Origin of the sequence: Streptosporangium sp. NPDC001559 (genome assembly GCF_042893955.1) — a bacterium.
Classification (GTDB): domain Bacteria; phylum Actinomycetota; class Actinomycetes; order Streptosporangiales; family Streptosporangiaceae; genus Streptosporangium.
The window spans coordinates 85,726-104,661 of the sequence record NZ_JBIAVG010000024.1; the positions used below are offsets into that span (position 1 = coordinate 85,726).

General features: G+C 68.1%; 11 protein-coding genes. 5 read left to right on the top strand and 6 right to left on the bottom strand.

The annotated features are described in order from the left end of the window. Window positions 1-25: 25 nt before the first annotated feature. Window positions 26-1,516, bottom strand: coding sequence for an ABC transporter substrate-binding protein (locus ACFYY8_RS38020; protein WP_390049694.1), 1,491 nt, complete (start codon window positions 1,514-1,516; stop codon window positions 26-28). Beyond that, window positions 1,506-3,218 carry an ABC transporter family substrate-binding protein gene (locus ACFYY8_RS38025; RefSeq protein WP_390049696.1) on the bottom strand — a complete coding sequence of 571 codons (1,713 nt, stop codon included), beginning with the start codon at window positions 3,216-3,218 and terminating at the stop codon, window positions 1,506-1,508. Before ACFYY8_RS38025 ends, ACFYY8_RS38020 begins: the two co-directional genes overlap by 11 nt. A 180-nt stretch (window positions 3,219-3,398) precedes the next feature. Between ACFYY8_RS38025 and ACFYY8_RS38030 the strand changes: the two genes are divergently transcribed. Next, window positions 3,399-4,769 carry an aminotransferase class I/II-fold pyridoxal phosphate-dependent enzyme gene (locus tag ACFYY8_RS38030; RefSeq protein WP_390049698.1) on the top strand — a complete coding sequence of 457 codons (1,371 nt, stop codon included), beginning with the start codon at window positions 3,399-3,401 and terminating at the stop codon, window positions 4,767-4,769. Window positions 4,770-4,982: 213 nt separating this feature from the next. Here ACFYY8_RS38030 and ACFYY8_RS38035 read toward each other — a convergent pair whose 3' ends face one another. Together ACFYY8_RS38035 and ACFYY8_RS38040 are read right to left on the bottom strand one after the other, a co-directional pair. Further along, complete coding sequence (locus tag ACFYY8_RS38035; RefSeq protein WP_390049701.1) at window positions 4,983-5,696, bottom strand: hypothetical protein; 714 nt, start codon at window positions 5,694-5,696, stop codon at window positions 4,983-4,985. A gap of 110 nt (window positions 5,697-5,806) precedes the next feature. Continuing rightward, window positions 5,807-13,744 carry an RHS repeat-associated core domain-containing protein gene (locus ACFYY8_RS38040; protein ID WP_390049704.1) on the bottom strand — a complete coding sequence of 2,646 codons (7,938 nt, stop codon included), beginning with the start codon at window positions 13,742-13,744 and terminating at the stop codon, window positions 5,807-5,809. A gap of 474 nt (window positions 13,745-14,218) precedes the next feature. On the opposite strand from ACFYY8_RS38040, the gene ACFYY8_RS38045 reads away from it, so the two are divergent. The 4 genes from ACFYY8_RS38045 (at window position 14,219) to ACFYY8_RS38060 (ending at window position 17,493) form a co-directional block, all read left to right on the top strand. Further along, entirely contained in the window at window positions 14,219-15,310 is a 1,092-nt protein-coding gene (locus ACFYY8_RS38045; RefSeq protein ID WP_390049706.1) for a Dyp-type peroxidase, read from the top strand. 492 nt (window positions 15,311-15,802) lie between these two features. Further along, window positions 15,803-16,531 carry a DUF998 domain-containing protein gene (locus ACFYY8_RS38050; protein ID WP_390049708.1) on the top strand — a complete coding sequence of 243 codons (729 nt, stop codon included), beginning with the start codon at window positions 15,803-15,805 and terminating at the stop codon, window positions 16,529-16,531. Window positions 16,532-16,558: 27 nt separating this feature from the next. After that, window positions 16,559-17,116 carry a MarR family winged helix-turn-helix transcriptional regulator gene (locus tag ACFYY8_RS38055; protein WP_390049710.1) on the top strand — a complete coding sequence of 186 codons (558 nt, stop codon included), beginning with the start codon at window positions 16,559-16,561 and terminating at the stop codon, window positions 17,114-17,116. Continuing rightward, the gene (locus ACFYY8_RS38060) at window positions 17,113-17,493 is read left to right on the top strand and encodes a hypothetical protein (RefSeq protein WP_390049712.1); all 381 of its coding nucleotides are present in this window, start codon (window positions 17,113-17,115) and stop codon (window positions 17,491-17,493) included. The genes ACFYY8_RS38055 and ACFYY8_RS38060 overlap by 4 nt, the downstream gene beginning before the upstream one ends. A gap of 58 nt (window positions 17,494-17,551) precedes the next feature. Here the strand turns inward: ACFYY8_RS38060 and ACFYY8_RS38065 are convergent, their stop codons facing one another. Then, window positions 17,552-18,379 carry a class I SAM-dependent methyltransferase gene (locus ACFYY8_RS38065; RefSeq protein WP_390049714.1) on the bottom strand — a complete coding sequence of 276 codons (828 nt, stop codon included), beginning with the start codon at window positions 18,377-18,379 and terminating at the stop codon, window positions 17,552-17,554. 9 nt (window positions 18,380-18,388) lie between these two features. Next, window positions 18,389-18,844 carry a GbsR/MarR family transcriptional regulator gene (locus tag ACFYY8_RS38070; RefSeq protein WP_390049716.1) on the bottom strand — a complete coding sequence of 152 codons (456 nt, stop codon included), beginning with the start codon at window positions 18,842-18,844 and terminating at the stop codon, window positions 18,389-18,391. Window positions 18,845-18,936 lie beyond the last annotated feature (92 nt).

Below are 18,936 nucleotides of genomic sequence, written 5' to 3' on the forward strand. Positions count from 1 at the left end.
TGGATCTCAGGCGGGAAACGGTTGGTCAGGGGGTGGCGGGGCGGATGCGGCCCCAGTGCCAGAACGGGACCCGGAAGCCGATCTGGTCAGGCCAGCCGAAGAAGTCGTCGCTGCGCAGGTAGTAGGCGGCGTACCAGAACAGCGGAACCCAGTCCACGTTGCGCGCCCAGACCCGCTGCAGCTCCCGGTAGTGCTCGCCGCGCCGTACCCGGTCGACGGTCGCGCGGGCGGCGGCGTAGCAGGCGTCGGCCTCGGGGTCGGACAGCCGGGTGTGGTTGCGTCCGCCGCCGGTCTCGAACCGGCTGGAGGTGATCTCCGGGTCCGGGATCATGTTGCCGCCGCTGATCGACAGGTCGAAGTCCGCGTCCCCGGCCACCTCACGCGACCAGGCCGGTGAGTCGAGCCCGGCGACCTCGACGTCCACGCCGGCCGCACGCAGGTTCTCGGCCACCACGGCGGCGATGCCCGCGTGCCCGGTGAAGGTCTTCATGTACACCAGCCGCAGCGGCGCCGTACCGGTGACACCGCACTCGCCGAGCAGGCGACCGGCCAGCTCCGGGTCGAAGCCGGGCGCGGTCGCGTCGTCGGCGTAGGCCCACTCGACGCTGCGCGGCAGGTAGTGCGCGTACGGCTCCGACCAGCCGGGGTCGGCCAGCGGTTCGAGGCCGCGCCGGTCGACGGCGTGCGCCACCCCGGCCCGTGCCCGCCGGTCGCGCCAGCGTTCCCGGGTGTGGTTGAAGCCGAGTACCGCGATGCCGGGGCCCCGCTTGCGCCACAGCGAGGCGGTCGTGCTGTTCTCGGCCAGGTGCAGCCTGGGGAAGGTCAGCACGTCCTGGACCATGTAGTGCGCCCGGCCGTCGGCGACCTTGCGGACCGCCTCGTCGAGGTCGGGTTCGATGTCCAGCACCACCCGGTCGACGCCGGCGGGCGGCCCCCAGTAGTCCTTCCAGGCTTCGAGGACGATCCGCTCCCCGGGGACGTGTTCGGCGAACCGGAACGGTCCAGAGCCGACCGGACGCTGGTTGTGCGGGTTGTCGGCCCAGTCGGTGCCCTCGTACAGGTGCCTGGGCAGCACGTGGGCGAACACCAGATTCCCGAGCTGGGCGAGGAACCCGGCGTTGGGCCTGCGCAGCGCGTACCGCAGCGTGTGGTCGTCGATCACCTCGATGTCCTGCACGTCCTGCAGGAAGGAGGCCGCGTGGTAGCCGTTGGCCAGCGCGGTGAGGTGGGTGTAGGCGACGTCGTGCGCGGTGACCGGGTGCCCGTCGTGCCAGCGGGCGTTCCGGTTGAGCCGGAAGCGCAGGGTCCGGGCGTCCGGCGCCATCTCCCAGTGTTCGGCCAGGTCGGGGAAGGCGGCCGGCGAACCGGTGTCGTAGACCACTAGGCGGCTGTAGACGTTGTTGGCGACGAAGTATCCGGCGGAGCCCACGAAGTTGCGGTAGACCTCGTTGAACTCGACGGCCGGGGCCGGGACCTCGACGACGAAGTCCAGGCTCGGCGGACGGTCAGCCGCCATTCTTGACACCCCATTCCTGGACGTTGTAGCCGGTGCCGAAGCGGGTGGGGTTGACCCGGATGTTGCCCAGGTCACCGCGGTAGGCCAGCAGGGTCGGCGTCTGGTACAGCGGCAGCGTCACGGCCTGGTCGCTGATCCGTTCGTCCACCTTGTTCAGCAGGTCGACGACCTGCTTGGGGTCGAGCGTCTGGGCCGCGTCGGAGAGCCAGCCGTCGATCTCGGAGTCCTTGTATCCGGTGTGGGTGCCCTTGGAGCCGAACACCGACTGGGCTGTCGCGGTGGGGATGACGTCGAGGTTGGTGCCGAAGACGATCAGGTCGAAGTCACCGGTGTTCACCGTGGTGCCGAGGCTGTCGGTCTCCTGGAGCTGGAGTGTGATGCCCAGCTGCTTGAGCTGGTTCTGCACGAGCACCGAGGTGTCCAGCCGCATCTGGTTGCCCTTGCTGTAGCGCATCCGCAGCGTGGGGACCGGCTTGCCCTTGGGGTCGGTGAGCCCGGCGTCGCCGATCGTGTATCCGGCGTCGGTGAGGATCTTCTTGGCGGCGTCGATCTGGCCGCCGCCCAGGCCCTTGCCGGTCACGTTGTCCTTGTAGGCGTCGGCGCCCTCAAGTTTCTGGCCCGGCATGAAGTTGCGGTTGCCCAGCGGTTCGGTGTTCGGGGAGAACTGCCCGATGGTCTTGTCCACGATCGCCTTCCGGTCGACCGCGGTGAAGACGGCGCGGCGCAGCGCCTGGTCGGACAGGGCCGGGTGCGCGGTGTTGATGTCCAGGTGCTCGTACAGCAGGCCGGAGGCCATCATCGTGGTGACGCTGCCGATGCCCCTGAGCTGCTCGACGAGGTCGAGGGTCGGGCGTGGCGCCACGACCTGGATCTCGTTGTTGGCCATGGCCGTCACGGCCTGCCGCTCGTCGGTGAGGATCCGGAAGATGAGCTGGTCGAGCCGTGGGCCGTCGCCGTACCACTTGGGGTTCTTCTTCATGGTGACCGACTGGTTCGGCACGTGCTGCTCGATGAGGTACGGCCCGCCGGACCAGGTCGGCACGGTGGTGGAGAAGAAGTCGTTGAAGGAGGCCGCCAGGTCTCCGTGCTGGGCGGCGACGTGGGCCGGGAGCAGGTACGGGAACATCAGCCGCCACGGCTGGTAGGTCTTCTCGAAGGTGACGGTGACGGTCTTGCCTTCGCCGCCGGTGACCGAGGCCACCTGGTCGTATCCGGCGGTGGTCGCGGGCTGGCAGGTCGAGCACTGCCCGGGGTCCTGGACCTGCCAGGTGTACTTGAAGTCCTCGGCGGTGATCGGTGTGCCGTCCGACCAGGCGGCCTCGGGCCTGATCGTGTACTCGACGGTCTGCGGCGACTCCTTCACGACCTTGGCGTCGAGCAGCAGCGCGTCGTTCTTCGCCATCGTGAAGTCCGGCATGGAGATCATCGCGTGTGGCAGGACGGGGTTGAGGATCTGCCGGTAGCCGAAGACGTCTCCGGTTGCGTGCAGGATGTTCCAGTTCTTGACGTCGACCTCTATGGAGTAGGTGACCGCGCCGCCGTCCCGTACCTCGGCCTGGTTGGCGTCGACCTGACCGGCCTGCATGCCGGTCGCCACGGTCTGGCCGCCCTCGGTTCCGTCCGTGGTGCCGCACCCGGCGAGCACGGCGACCGCGGCCAGCGCCGCGCCGTATCTGATCCGTGCACCTTTGATCCGCGTCATCGCGCTCTCCCTCGTGCGCCTCGCCGGCGACAGGTCGTCGGCCTGGTCCGGGCATCGGCCGCCGTGGGGGGCGGGGCCGACCCGGAGTAAGCTCGGACCGTACGGAACGTACACACAGCACGTCAATGCACTTATGTACACGTACATATACGCGACGGCCCGATCCGGAACGGGGGGAGCGTGGAGCCCGACGAGCTTCGCAGGCTCATCGCGACCCGGACGCCGCTGCACAACGCGAACGTACTGGCGCGTACCGTGCTCGAACTGATCGCCTCCGGTGAGATCCCACCGGGGACGCGACTGCCCACGATCCGCGAGCTGGCCCACGAGCTGAGGATGAGCCCGTCGGCCGTCGCGCAGGCCTGGCGTGTCCTCGCCGACCGCCGTGTCGTCGAGACACGCCGCAGGGGCGGCACGATCGTCACCGGGCCGCCGTCCGTTCCCCGCGCCTCACGGCTTGAGCGCATGTTGCGGGCCGGCGCCGGGATGCCCGTCGACCTGGGGAACCTCAACTACGACCCGGAGCTGCTGCCGGACTCGCGGGCGGCGCTGCTCGCGGCGGCGCGGACGCCCAAGCTGCACCTGCTCGAACCTGAGCTGATCACCCCCGAGCTCCGCGGCGCGGTCGAGCCGATCTGGCCGTTCCCGGCGGAGGACTTCCTGGTCGTGCACGGCGGAATGGACGGTGTGGACCTCGCGCTCGGCACATCGGTCAAGGCGGGGGACCGTGTGATGGTCGAGGAGCCGTCGTTTCCCCGGATCTTCGACATCGTCGAATCCGTCGGGGCGACTCCCATCTCCATTCCCTACGGCGAGGAGGGGCCGGACCTCGACATTCTCGAAAAGGCGCTGGCCGACAAACCGAGTGCTTTTCTCTATCAGCCGTTCGGCCACGTCCCGCTGGGGCGTTCGGTCACTCCGGCCTGGCTGGAGAGGGCGGCCTCGTTACTCGCGGGATTGTCCGTCACCGTCATCGAGGTCGTCATCATCCCCTTTCTCGCCGAGAACGGCGTGCCGTCGCTCGGGCCGTATCTGGGCAGGCAGATCGTCCAGGTCCAGAACTTCATCTTCTCCCACGGTTCCGACTCCCGGGTGGCGGTCGTCGGGGGAACGCACCACCACGTCGAGCGGATGTGGTTTAAGATCACCTATTCGAGCAGGTGGGTGAGCCGGATTCTGCAGAACGCCCTCGCGTTCCATCTCACCGACGCCGGTTCCGTCGCGGCCGTCGCCTCCTCGGCCGCCACCTACCGGCGAAGGCACGCCGATTTCGTCGAGGCGTTGAGAGAACGCGGATTCGACATCGGAAGCGACTCGGGAATCAGCGTCTGGGTGCCGGTTCCCGATGAGCACTCGGTTTCGACGCGGCTGGCCAGGAAAGGCGTCTCCATATTGCCGGGGTTCCTGTTCAGGAAACAGCCCGCCGCCCCGGACCACATTCATGTGAACGGCGGCACGGCCGCCCAGGCGACCGAGTACTTCGCGGACGCGATCGCCGACGCCGCCGACTTCGCCCTGGGGTCCGGCCCTCGATCCCGCCGGAGGCGGTGACCGCGCCGGCCCGCGAGGCTGCCCCCGCCGGCACCTCGTGGACAGCCGCGCCCCGATCGTCGCCGGAGTCCTCGGCTTCCATCCGCCACCACGGCCAAGCTCGCCGCCGAGACCGGAGCCACCTGCAACCGCTACACCCCCGGGCCACCTCCGCCGAACTCGCCAGTCCAGGATCCCGGTACCGGCTGGTGGAGCCCCGGATCTGCGGTCTGTTCACAGTTCGTCGGCCGCCCCCAGCTTGTCGAGGGCCGCGCGGACCCGGGACGTCAGCTCTCCGTCCGACATGTCACCGGGCTCGCGGAGGTCCGGGTCCGCGGTGTAGTCCTCCAGGTCGTAGAAGACATCCGTCAGGACCCGATCCACCGGGTCGGGGACGTGTTCACCTTCGGTGAGCGCATGTCGGCGTGCGGCCAGCCATGCCGGCATGAAGGCGGCGGCGGACATCTCCCCCCGTGCGAGCGACCTCATCAGGGCGAGCTGCTCGGCGACGCCCGATCCGGGGGCCATCCGGTCAGGTACGGGCTGCGTCACCCGGTGCGGCGGGAATTCCCCGGCAATCGCCGGCAGGTCTGGCCGCGAGCCTTTCAGTCTCCGCGCGTACCTGGCGAACCTCGCCCTGGCTCTGTCGATCCCCTCGTCCAGACACGCCCGTACGAAGCGGCTGTCGCCCGCGATCAGCGCGTAGCCCTCCTGCGTGACAAGAACCGCTCCGGAGAGGTCGGCGAGTGCGAGCAGGAGGTTCGTGTCGCGCGGGGGGAGGTTCGGCGGGCCGCTCGGGGCCGTGGGGATCCGGATGACGTCCTCGCCGGCATGCCGCTCACCGACCTGTCCGGCCAGCACATGATCGACGCCGACCTCCCTGGCGCCCACGCAGACGCGGGCCGCCAGTTTCTCTTCCTCGGACGGGGACGCGGGTACCGGAACCACCGTTCTGGAACCCTCGTCCAGCCACTGTCTTTTGAAACGGTGCGGATTCGCCAGCAGCGCCCCGGCGAGGTCCCCGCTCGTCAGGGGGCCTCGCCGGCCTGTCTCCGCTCTTACCACAGGAAAGCCCTGTCTATGATGCCCATCAGTTGTTTGTCGCCGAGTCTGTAGGCGGTCCAGAATGACCCGTTCGTATGGAGCATCACCATCTTTCCCGAGCTCGGGTCGATGAAGCCGACCGCGATGCCCTGATTCCGGTAGTTGAACCGGTAGATCTTGGTTCCCGCCGCTCCCATGTGGTCACGGAGAGCTTTCTCGAACGCCTGCAAGGCGTTATTGTTCCAGTTTCCCTGGAGGCCGAAGTCGGCCTTGTGGGCGTTGTACTTCTTCTGCATCGTGCTTTTATTGGTGAAGTCGACCTTGCCAAGCCAGGCCGACTTCGGACAGGCCGCGTTGTGGACGAGGACGTCCTGACCGCCGACAGCCACATGATAGGTGTGCGTCCGGCCGACGGTGAGGTTGTAGACGCGCTCCCATCTGAAGGATTTCTGGACCGCGGCGACCTGGAGGTGGGTCCCCGCCGAGGTCCGCAGCCACGTTCCAGGAACGAGTTTTCCGGCTTCGACCCATTCGCCGCGGTCCGGGACCCAGAACGGGTGGCCGTCGGTCGCGGTGACCGTTCCGGTGGCCGTTCCCCGGTCTCCGTCGAGGTCGACGGTTATCCGTACGAGGTTCTTCGGCCCGATGCCCTGGATGACGGCGGTGACGGGCTCGCTCAGGGTGATCCCGGTCTCCGGGTCGGTCGCGGAGACCCGATCACCGACCTTGACGTCGCTGATCGGTCTGCGTGTCCCGTCGGCCATGAGGACCGGGGTGTCGCCGGTGAAGCTGTTGCCTGTGCACTGTGCGAGCTTGCCGAGTTGGAAGGCCTTGCCGGACATGCCGAGCCCGCAGCCAAAGGCCGCCTGCGTGCCGACTTCGCCCCAGTCGACCTTCCGGCCGGAGAGCCGCTGTGTCAGGTACTCGAGCCCGCCGCCTGACAGCGCTCCGCCCGCGCAGGCGACCAGCAGCGGGTTGTTGCCGCTCGGGTCGGTCGCGTTGACGGGGTCGCCAGCCGCGTAGCCGTACAGGTTCGCCCCTCCGTCGACACCGACCGGATCCTCGCTGATGAAACGACCGAGGGTCGGGCTGTAGTAACGGGCCCGGTAGAACAGCAGACCGGTGCCGTCGTCCTCACGGCCGGTGTAGGTGAAACCGTTGCCGTCGGCGTCGCCGGTGACCGTGGTGCCGCCGTACGGGTCGTAGGCGTAGTCCGCTCGCAGACTGCCGTCGTCCGCGCCCAGCGCCAGTGTGCTGCCCTGCAGGTCGGTGAGGTAGGCCCGCGTCCCGGACGCTGTGGTGCGCCCGAACCACTGGTCGACCACGCCGGACATCAGCTCGGCCGTGACGTTCCCCGAGGCGTCGGTCTCGGCTATGGGGTTGTCGCCGGCCGACAGGAAGCCGGTGACGGCACCGTTGACCGTACGCAGGTCGCGTCGGCCCTCGGCGTCGTACCGGAATCCGGCTGTCAGGCCGGCACGGCTGAGCCCGGAGAGCTGACCCCGCGCGTTCCAGCTGTAGGTGGTGCCGCCGTCGCCGGTGAGGTTGCCGTCGAGGTCGTAGGAGAGGCTCTGCCCCGCGCTGCCGGTCAGTCGGTTGGCCGCGTCGTAGACCCTCCCGGTGACCGCCGACGGCAGCGCGACCTTGGCGAACGAGCCGCTGACGGAGCCTATGCGGCCGAGCAAGTCGTAGGTGTAGGACAGATCGCCCTTGTCGGTGGAACCGTGCCGGTAGGTGATCGTGGTGACCCGGCCGGCATCGTCGTAGCCGTAGTGCTGGCTCCATCCGCCGGGCAGGCCGAGACGGTCCTGCCGGCCGGTGTCGTCGTAGTGCGGGACGACCGCGACGGTGCCGCGTTCGATCCGCTTGACCGCCCCGCTGTCGTCGAAGCCGTAGGTGACCGGGTCCCGCCCCGCGACCGTGACGCTGGTCCGCCGGTCCGCCGCGTCGTATCCGTAGTCGATTCGCCCGGACGGCCGCGTGACCCGGGTGACGCGGTCGAGCGCGTCGTAGGTGAAGGTCGTGTCGCCTCCGGCTGCCGTGTCCGCGATACGCTTCAGCAGGTCGGCCTCGTAGGTGAAGACCACGGTCGACTCGGCGGTGGTGCTGCTGACACCGTAGTCGACCTGTTTGGTCCTGCCGAGGGCGTCGTAGGCGAATCTGGTGACCTTGCCGCTCCGGCCTGTCGTGGTGGCGACCTGGCCGCCGTCGGTATAGGTCGTGGTCGACGACCTGCCGAGCGGGTCGGTGACCTTGGTCACCCGATCGGACGCGTCGTACTCCCAGAAGATCGAGTTGTTGCGCGGGTCGGTGAGCCGGGTGCGGTTGCCGTTCGCGTCGTAGCCGAATGTGTACGACCGGCCCAGGGGGTCCGTCGCGGCGGTGATCTGGTTGCGGGCGTCGTAGGTGATCGTCGAGGTGGCTCCGGCCGGGTCGGTGGTCTGGGTCACCCGACCCGCGCCGTCGGTGAAGGCCCGGGTGACGCCCCCCGTCGGGTCGGTACTCGTCCGCAGGTCCCCAAGGTCGTAGGTGTTGGTGGTGACCTTGCCCGCCGCGTCGGTGACGGTCAGGATCTGACCCGCCGCGTTGTACGTCGTCCGGGTCACCCGGCCGAGCGGGTCGGTCTCCTTGACGAGGTTGCCGCGGTCGTCGTAGTCGAACGTGGTGGTCTTGCCCAGTTCGTCGGTGACGCTGGAGGCCTGGTCGTGAGGTCCGCCGTAGACGGTCTTCTCCCCGTCCACGGCGCCCGGTGTTCCGGACAGGCGTGTGGAGTGGGTGACCCTGCCCTCGCTGTCGTAGGAGTAGGCGGTCACCTGTCCCTCCGCGTTGGTCACGGATTCCAGGCGCTCGTCCACACCACGGGTGAAGGTGGTGGTGCGTGCCTCCGGCGTGCCGTACGCGTCGGTCTGGCTCGTCACGGCCCCCGAGGCGTTGAAGACGACCCGCTGCACGGCGCCGCCCGGTTGGGTGATCCGGGTTTCGGTGATCTTCTCGGCGGTGTCGGTGACATAGGCGAACCGGTAGACCTGGCCGTTGGTCAGTGTCTGTTTGGCCACCCGGCCCGCGGCGTCGTACTCGTTGGTCAGATAGGTGATGCCCTGCGCGTCGGTCGCGGTGAGCATCCGGCCTGCGGTGTCGTAGGTGTACGACATGGTCTTGCCGCCGGTGTCGGTGACCGTCTCCAGTCTGCCACCGGCGTTGTAGGTGTAACTCACCGTGCGGCCGATATTGTCACGCAGCCCGCTGACCCGCTTCTGCGCGTTGTACGCGAGCTTGATCCACTTGCCGTTGGGCGAGGTGATCTGAGTGAGGTTGAGGTCGCTGTCGCGGGTCAGTGTGATCGTGTTGCCGTTGGGGTCCGTGATCTCGGTGAGCGGTTCGTACTGTGGGAAGAAGTACCGCATGCCGTCACGGCGCCGCAGTTCCCAGCCGTTGCGTGGGTTGTCGCGATTGATCGTCGAGCCGCGGTACTCACTCGGGGTGTCCCGGGCGGCGAAGATCGCATCACTGTACCCGGTGCCCGGTGAGGTCCGTTCGTAGTGGATGACCGCGCCGCCCGGCAGGTAGAGGTCGACCTCCTGATATTGCTCCTCGGAGTGCAGGAATGCGTTGTAGTTCCCGATCTGCCCGATGCCGAAGTCACGGTCGGCCGCGTCGCCCTGGTAGAGCGTGCGGGTGACCTCGATCGGCATCACGTCGTCGAGGGCCAGGTCGGTCCGCGAATCCATGAGCTGACCGGTGGACAGCTGCACCGGGTCGCCGCTGACCCAGTTCCAGACGTCCTTGAACCACTTCTTCAGCCACTTGGGGATGATCGAGGTGTTGAACATCCCGCCGTAGAACGACCACACCTTGGTACCGGGATCCGGTACAACCTGCCTGCCGTCCTCGCTGACCTTGCCGTGGCCGTAGACATGCCAGCCCCGCCGCTCGGGATCGTAGTTCCAGAAGTCCACGGTGTGGCCGGGTGGCAGTTTGGTGTAGTTCGGATAGACCACCCGCGCGCCGTCGGGGAAGACGAACGTTCCGCCGGGCTGCACGGTGAAGTACACCGGCACGATACCGTTCGGCGGCAGCGGGAAGGGCGGCCGGTCGATCGGGATCGGCGTGATGCCCAGCTCAGTGACGACCTTGCCCGCCTTGTCGCGAATCACCGACCCCGCCGGGATGTGCACCTCCAGGCCGGGGATCTTCGGGGTGGTGAGCACGACCTCTTTTTTGGTGGGTGAGTCGAAACGCACCATGTGCTCGGTGTCGAGTCGCTGCATCCAGATCGTGTAGGGCAGCACGGTTGTCTGCCCGGCGACCAGATCGACCTTGACCGAGTAGAAGCCATAGCGGTGACCCCTGGTGCTCGCCGTGGCGCCCTCGACGTCCAGGGTCGACGTTCCAGCCGGGAGATTCGCCAGCAGGAAACGCCCCTTGTCGTCCGTGGTCGTTCTGGCCCTGCCCACACCGGCCGAGACCTTTGACAACGGCTTGCCGTCGATGGTGCGGATCACGCCGGACAGCGCCGTGACTCCGGCGGGGGCCTTCAGGGGAGCGACCCGCACAGGTTCTGCCCGGCGGATGTTCCAGTCGACGCCCCGCAGGTTGCCCTTATCGGGCTTCCACGCGGCGTCGGTCTCCGCGGGTTTCTCCCCGCTGAGGTAGGCGGGCCCGGCCTCAGCGGAGGCCGCCGGTGGCGGGGCCGGAGTCCCCTCCGGTCTCGCCGGAGCGGTCAGTACGGTGGCACGGGTGGCGAGAGCGATGCCGACCTGCCCGGTCACCGCATTGGTCGGGTCGACCACGACCGTATACGTGCCGGTCGCCGGAAGATCCGCCAGGTCTATGCTCTTGTCGGCGGTGACGTAGGTGTTGCTGAGCCGGGTCGCGTCGGGTTTGTAGACGTCCACGTAGATGTAGCCGCCGGTGAAGGTCGGAACTCCCGTGACGTTGAGCCGTACCTTCTGCGCGGCGGTCCCGCTGAAGGTGAAGGCCGCGTCCTGCCCGGCACGGGAGATCGTCGCGCTGACGGCGGTTCCACCGAGTGCCAGCGAGCCGCCTGTGACCCGTCCGGAGACCGTGAGCGTGATCGAGCCGACGCCTGCCCGCGTGGGATCCAGAACAACTCTGTACGTCCCGCTCTGCGGGAGCCTGGCGATGTCGATCTCTTCTGGGGATCCCGCCGAGACGTAGTGGTCGTTGACCACGACCGTCCCGTCGGGGGCCACCACGTCGACATACGTCGACTGGTTCATCGAGTTGGCGGTGAAACCGACGCTCACCGCGTCACCCGCCGACCCCGGGAAAGCGAGGACGGCGTTCTGACCCGGCCGAGCGACGGTCGCCGTCGTCGCGGCGCCGGTCAGGGAGAGCGTCCCGCCGTCCACGGGAGTGGACAACGTGAGCGAGATCGAACCGACGCCTGCCCGCAGAGGGTCCAGAACAACTCTGTACGTCCCGCTCTGCGGGAGCCTGGCGATGTCGATCTCGTCGACGGAGCCCCCCGAGACGTAGTAGTCGTCGACCACGACCGTCCCGTCGGGGGCCACCACGTCGACATACGTCGACTGGTTCATCGAGTTGGCGGTGAAACCGACGCTCACCGCGTCACCCGCCGACCCCGGGAAAGCGAGGACGGCGTTCTGACCCGGCCGAGCGACGGTCGCCGTCGTCGCGGCGCCGGTCAGGGAGAGCGTCCCGCCGTCCACGGGAGTGGACAACGTGAGCGAGATCGAACCGACGCCTGCCCGCGTGGGATCCAGAACAACTCTGTACGTCCCATTTTGCGGGAGCCTGGCGATGTCGATCTCTTCTGGGGATCCCGCCGAGACGTAGTGGTCGTTGACCACGACCGTTCCGTCGGGGGCCACCACGTCGACATAGGCCGGCTGGTTCATCGAGTTGGCGGTGAAACCGATGCTCACCGCGTCATCCGCCGATCCCGGAAAGGTGAGGACCACATTCTGACCCGGGCGAGCGACGGTCGCCGTCGTCGCGGCGCCGGTCAGGGAGAGCGTCCCACCGTCCACGGGAGTGGACAACGTGAGCGAGATCGAACCGGTACCCGCCCAATCGGGGTCCAGAACAACTCTGTACGTCCCGCTCTGCGGGAGCTGAGCGATGTCGATCTCTTCTGCGGATCCCCCCGAGACATAGTGGTCGTTGACCACCACCGTGCCGTCAGGCGCCACCACGTCGACATACATCGCCTTATTGATCGAGTTGGCGGTGAAACCGACGCTCACCGCGTCACCCGCCGACCCCGGGAAAGCGAGGACGGCGTTCTGACCCGGCCGAGCGACGGTCACCGTCGTCGCGGCGCCGGTCAGGGAGAGCGTCCCGCCGTCCACGGGAGTGGACAACGTGAGCGAGATCGAACCGACGCCTGCCCGCATGGGATCCAGAACAACTCTGTACGTCCCATTTTGCGGGAGCCTGGCGATGTCGATCTCTCCTTCGCTTCCCCCCGAGACGTGGTGGTCGTTGACCACCACCGTCCCGTCGGGGGCCACCACGTCGACATACGTCGACTGGCTGATCGAGTTGGCGGTGAAACCGACGCTCACCGCGTCACCCGCCGACCCCGGGAAAGCGAGGACGGCGTTCTGACCCGGCCGAGCGACGGTCGCCGTCGTCGCGGCGCCGGTCGGGGAGAGCGTCCCGCCGTCCGCCGGGACTGAAAGGGTGACGCTGATCGCTCCGGTAGCGGCGTACAGGGGGCTCACCAGAACCCTGTAGGTTCCGCTCTGCGGGAGCTTGGCGATGTCGATCTCGTCGACGGAGCCCCCCGAGACGTAGTAGTCGTCGACCACGACCGTGCCGTCCGGCGCCACCACATCCACGTAGGCGGCGCCGCTGAGGGTGTTCGCGGTGAAGCCCAGGCTCACGGCGTCGGCCGCCGTCCCCGCGAAGGTGATCTTCCCGTGCTGACCCGCGCGCGGAAGGGTGACCGTGGTGGCCGCACCTGTGGCGGACAGAACGCCCGCGTCGACCGGCTCGGACGATGTCACCGTGATCTGGCCGACCGCCGCGGCCGAGTTGGGGTCGATCAGGAGCTGGTATGTCCTGCCTTCGCGGAGGCCGGTGAGTCTGACCGAGCCTGCGCCACTGGTGTAAACACTGGTGATCTTCTTGCCCGCGTAGCTGTAGGCGATCGTGTCGACGCCGCCCAGGGTGTTCCCGGTCAAGCCGATGTCGGCCTCTCCCGATGCAGGCGCGTCGAACACGACGAGCGCGGACTTACCCGCAGTGGATATGGGGACCGGCTGAGCCGGGCCGCCCACCTGCACACGGGTGGTGCTTTCGATGGTCACCGGGTCGACACCGGGTAGGGGGACGGGAAAGTCCGTGGCGGACACCGCCTTCCCCGCAGGGGTGGTGATCACCAGTCTGCCGGTGGTCGCCCCGTCGGGGATCACCAGCTTCAGCTCGGTCGCCGTGACTGAAGTGATCTCGGCACGAGTCCCGTTGACGCTGACGACGTTGTTGGGTAACGCGCTCGCGAACCCGGAACCGGTGACCGTGACCTCGGTGGTCGGCAGGCCTGATTGGGGGCTAATCGCCGTGATAGCCGGGCCGGGCTCGCCGAGGGTGAACGTCCCGGCCTGCGCGGTGGTGCCACCGACGGTGACGGCGACCGGTCCCGTCGTCACGTTTGGAGGCACGATCACGGTGAGCGTGGTGGCGGTGGCGGCGGTCACAGTGGCGGCGGCGCCGTTGAAGGAGACCGCGTTGGCGGCCGGTGTGGAGGAGAAGCCGGTGCCGTAGACGCGAACGGTCGCTCCGGGCCGGGCGGAGACGGGGACGAGGCTCATCGCCGACAGCTGCGCCGCGGGGTATCGCTGAATGCCGAGCAGATTGCCTGCCTCGTCGTAGTTGTACTTGGCCGCCTCACCGCCCGGGTGCGCGACGCCGGCCAGCTTGCCCGCCGCGTCATAGGCGTAGATGGCGGGACCGGCCGCTTCCACGTTCGAGGACCTCGGTGTGCCGATCTTCGCGGGCGGGCCTGTCACCGCCGAGGTCGTCGCCGGCGGTCCGGCGCCGCCGTCCACAAGAGGAAGCGCGACCGGGCTTGCGACGCGAGAGGGCTTCGAAGGTGGCTCGCTCTGCCCATGAGCCGGGAGTGACGAGGAGGCAACGCTCAGGCCGAGCAAGGTCGCCAGAAATTTCCTACGCGCGGAAAACGACATGTTTACTCCCCGTGACGAAACCCGCAGAAAATCGGAAACTTCCGACCCTGTCGTTTTAATGTGGGCTTTACTCGACAATCGGGAAGACTATGTCGAATGATCACGGAAAACAAGGCCAATTGTTTTGGTATCTCAATAAGGTAACGAATCTTGATTTATTAGAAAACGTGGTGTTTTGTAGCGTGTCGAACCCGGAAGCGGACACCCTGGAGAGCCTGTGACACGACACCACCCGGCACCTCCGAGGAGGTCGTGAGTCCCCCCGACGGCCGGGAGGCCATCACGCGGCGCGGGGTCATCGCCCTCGGGGGCTTGGCGACCCTCTGCGCGATGACGTCCGCCGACTCCGGAGACGACCCCGTGTTCGTCTCCGACGGCTCGCTGCCCGCCGTGCTCCTGCCCCCTGCGCCGCACATCGTCATGGCGGCGCTCGACGTGCCCGCCGGCCAGGAGGCCGTACGCGCGTTCGCCGCACTGGCCCGTCTCACCCGAGACCCCGGCGAGGGAACACAGGCCGCCGTCGCCCTTGGAGCGTCATGGTTCGACAAGGCCGGGCTGACGGGCGCTCGACCCACCGCCCTGACGCGCATGCCGCTCTTCCCCGGTGACGTGCTGGATGATGGACTCACCCATGGCGACCTGCTGCTTCAGGTCTCGGCCGCGACCGCCGAGCGTGCCCATCGGGTGAGCGCCTCCTGGCGGCGTACGGTCCCGTCCGCGCGGGTCCGATGGGAGAAGCGGGGGTTCCGGTCGGACAGCCGCCTGAGCGACGGCCGGGCACTGGCACGCAACCTGTTCGGGTTCGTGGAGGGGCACGGCAACCCATCCTTCCTGGGTGGCCCGAGTCCGGCGGAGGTCGTGCGCGTGGCCTCCGGCTCGGGCGAGCCGCGCTGGGCGGCGGGAGGCACCTACCAGGTGGTGCGCGTCATCCGGTTCGCCACCCGGCTATGGGACGCCGAGCCCGTCCAGGTACAGGAACAGGTGATGGGGCGGCGCCGCGACGGCACATGGTTGGACGGCACCGCCCCTGTCGGTCGGCCGGCCTTCGGCGCCGACCCCGACGGGAAACTCACCCCGCTGGACTCCCACACCCGTCGCGCCAATCCGGGCACACCCGGAGTCGCGCCTCCCCGGATGCTCCGGCGCGGCTATAACTTCCATGAAGGACCCGACTCGCAGGGCATGCTCTTCGTGGCTTTCCAAAGTGACCTGGAAGGCGGTTTCGCCGGCGTCCAGCGCCGACTGGCCGGACAGCCCCTTGACAGATACACCCTTACTGTGGGGGGAGGTTACTATTTCATTCCCGATCTCTCTCGCAGCGATCCCTTTGAATTCGTGACCTGACTATGACAGAGCGTCATTTCTGTTTTATCACTGAGACGAATTGATTTGGCTGCCCTCGGAGTCCGGCCCGGTGCCATGGTCTCCGTGTAGCCGAGCCTCATCGCGCGCCGAGGTGACCGCGGCTCTGGCGTCCTCCGTGAACTGTTCGGACACCGTTTCCCTCCTTCCGCGCTTGGCGTGGACGGACTGACGGGACACCCCCAGGGCGTCCCTGCTGCCTGGCCTGTGTCACCGCTGCGGCCTCGACCTGTTCGGCCGGCCGATGCAACGCGTTCACCGCCCGCAAGAGGACTGCCGGGTCGTGCGACTCGAGCCTCTTCGCGAGCCCCCTTCTTCCGTGTTTGTCAACTGGGGTTGACGCGTTGGTGGTTGTCAACCCAGACTGACAAACACCTCGAGGAGGCGCGCCCCCGTTCCACGGCACGCCCGCTTCTTCGCGGCCGGGTACGCGAAACCGCATCGTCACCCACTCCCAAAGGGGCAATGCCATCCATGTCAGCGCGAACACATTCCCGATTGGCCGAGGCGGCACGGACCGCCCCCCTCCTCGTCTGCGGGGTGATCGCAGGTCCGCTGTTCGTCCTCACCTTCCTCGTCGCGGGCGCCGCCCGAGCCGGCTACGACCCGTTGCGCCATCCGGTCAGTTCACTCGCCCTGGGTGATCTCGGATGGGTACAGGTGGCCAACTTCCTCGTCGCGGGCCTGCTCACCCTGGCCTTCGCCGTCGGGTTACGGCGCGCGCTCCAGCCGCTCGGGGGCTCGACCTGGGGGCCGCTGCTGGTGGCGGCCTGGGCGCTGGGACTGCTCGGCGCCGGAATCTTCGTCACCGACCCGATCAGCGGTTATCCGCCGGGCACCCCCGCCAGGCTCACGCATTACGGCAGCGCGCACGCGGCCCTGCACGACGGCATCTCGTTCGCCACCTTCGTGGCGCTGGTGGCGGCCTGCCTCGTCTTCGCCCGGCGCTTCGCCGGCTGGGGAGAACGCGGATGGGCGGTCTACTCCGTACTCACCGGGATCGCCTTCACGGCGGCGATGGTCCTTTCCAGCCTGGGCTTCGAGCAGGCCGAAGGGCTGGTCTCCCTCGGTGGGCTGTTCCAGCGTGCGGCGATCGTCATCGGGTGGTGCTGGCTGAGCCTGTTGGCCCTTCACCTGCTGCTCCGGAGCGGGGCCCTTCGCCCGCCCCCCTCAAGGCGCCGCGGCCCCGTTGCGAAGATCTAGAAGTAGGTACTAATCTCCATTCTCACTATGAACGACGTACACAACTACGGGCACGACGAGGACGGGACCCTCTACGACCCCCGCGTCAGAGAGGCGATGGCGCGGTTCGCCGAAGACGGCGACCAACTGCTCGCCTTCGAGGCGGGCGCCGCCGTCCGCACCGCCTACCACTCCGTCGAACGCATGCGCGCCCAGGGCTCCGAGGGCAGGGGGGTCAGCGCGGGCGCCCTCGACCTGCTGATCCGGCTCGGCGCGGCCGGTCAGGGCATCAGCATCGGTGACCTCGCCCGCGCCGCCGGGGTCAGCTCCCGCAACGTCACCGGCCTGGTGGACACCCTGGAACGCGACGGGCTGGTCCGCCGCGTCCCCGATCCCGAGGACAGGCGCTCGGTCCTGGCCGAGATCACCACCGCGGGGCAGGCGTGGATCGAGGCGTTCCGCCAGCCCGCTCGGATGGCGATGCGGGCCATGTTCCAGGGGTTCACCCCCGAGGACCTCGTCACCTTCCGTGACCTGTGCCTGCGGCTCGCCGCCAACCAGCACCGTCTCACCGGCCACCTTCACCAGACGGGACCCCACTCATGACCACCTCCTCTCCGGAACGAACCCGCCACGCCGTACGCGGCTATCACGAGGCGCGCTTCCGCGGCGACGTGACCGCCGCCGCCGAGCACCTGGGGGAGCCGTTCCACTTCCAGAGCCCGTTCATCAGCTCCGACGACCGGACGGGCCACCTGGCCACGCTCCCGGGATTCGTGTCGATCGTGACCGGTGTGGAACTGATCAGTGAGCTGTACGGCGAGGCGGAGGCGACCCTCGTCTACGACGTGCACACCGCCACACCGGTGGGCACGCAGTGCACCGCCGAGCACTTCCGCCTGGAGGACGGCAGGATCGTCTCGATCACGCTGCTGTTCGACGCCTCCCCGTGGCAGTCGATGAGGGCCCACATCGAACCGTGACAGGCGGGGCCGCCATCCTGTTCGCGGGCCGCTCGGCACCTGTCGCCGGCTCCTGTGCTCAGCCTCTTCGAGGGCCGAACCGATAGCGGAGAACACGTGCCCCTTGCCGGGACAGGGCGGTGCTGCGGGCAGTGAGGCGGGTCAGCGCGCGTAGGGGCTGTGGGAATCCGGCCACCTCCGGAGCGCGGGTGAGGATCTGCTCCTCGACCAGTTCGAGGCCGGGGCCCCAGGACTCAGGTTCGTGCGCGTCGTCGAAGCCCTGGGCGGCCTTGATGCCGAGTGCCTTGATAGTCGGGTGGTACTTCATGGCCCAGGCGGCGAAACGGGTGTATCCGTTGAGCGCGAGCTCACCCGAAGGGAAACGGCCGGCCAGCTCGCGGGTCATCGCCTGGAAGGAGTCGCCGGGCATGAAGGGAAGCAGTCCTTCGGCGACGATCATCGCCGGTCGGTCACCGGGGACGGCCGCGAGCCAGCCGGAGCCGGTGAGGTCGGCTCCGACCAGGTGGGAACGGCCGGGCAGGCATTCGGATCGCAGGTCCACCACTTCCGGGAAGTCGATGTCGTACCAGTCGACGCCTGGAGGCGGATCGCAGCGGAACATCCTGGTGTCCAGACCACAGCCCAGGTCGAGCACCACGCATCCGGGGTGAGCGGCGATGTAGGCGCGGACGACGTCGTCGAGTCTCTTGGCGCGCAGTGCCGTGGTGACGACGAGGTTGGGCTTGACCTTCAGCCTGCCGAAGTCGTAGTCGATTCCGTCGACCAGGTCGGCGGAGAACGTGTCGCCGAGGATCGGGCTGGGCCGCCCCGCGTCCAGGGCTCGGGCGTAGAGCGTGAGCAGCAGCGTTTCCTGGATCAGGCCGAGCTTGGGTTGCCGGCGGCGCATGGAGATTCCTTAACGGCGTAGTGGATGGCGGGCCGCGAGGTTCTGCAGCCATGTCAGGGAGTCGTGGGCGGCCTTGATGCGCTCTGCGCGTTGCCCCTCGCCGCCCGCGAGGTCGAGCCCTTCGTCGGCGATCTCGCCGAACGCGCTCAGGCTTTCAATCTTGCGCTGAACGACCTTCTGCCAGGCGTCGTCCTCGATGCGGTAGTAGGAGGTGCGATCTCCGGGCCTTCTCACCTTCTTGACCAGGCCGATGGTCGTGAGAAACCGCATGTTCGAGGTGAGCGAGGCCCGGCTGGCCTGGATGACCTCCGCGATCTGGCCGGCGGATTGCTCGGCCGGATCACAGATCATGAGCCAGCCGAGGATGCGTCCGGTGATGGGTGGCAGCCCCCACTCATCGACGCAGAAGGCGGCCACCCGCTCCACCCATCGAAGCAGCCGGTCCCGCTGTTCCTCGGCGCTCATCGTCGCGTCCTTCCTTGCTGATCATGTGCCGGTTCAATGCCGCCAGTCATTTCAATCATGACTGAAATAACTAGCAAATTCAATACGATTCG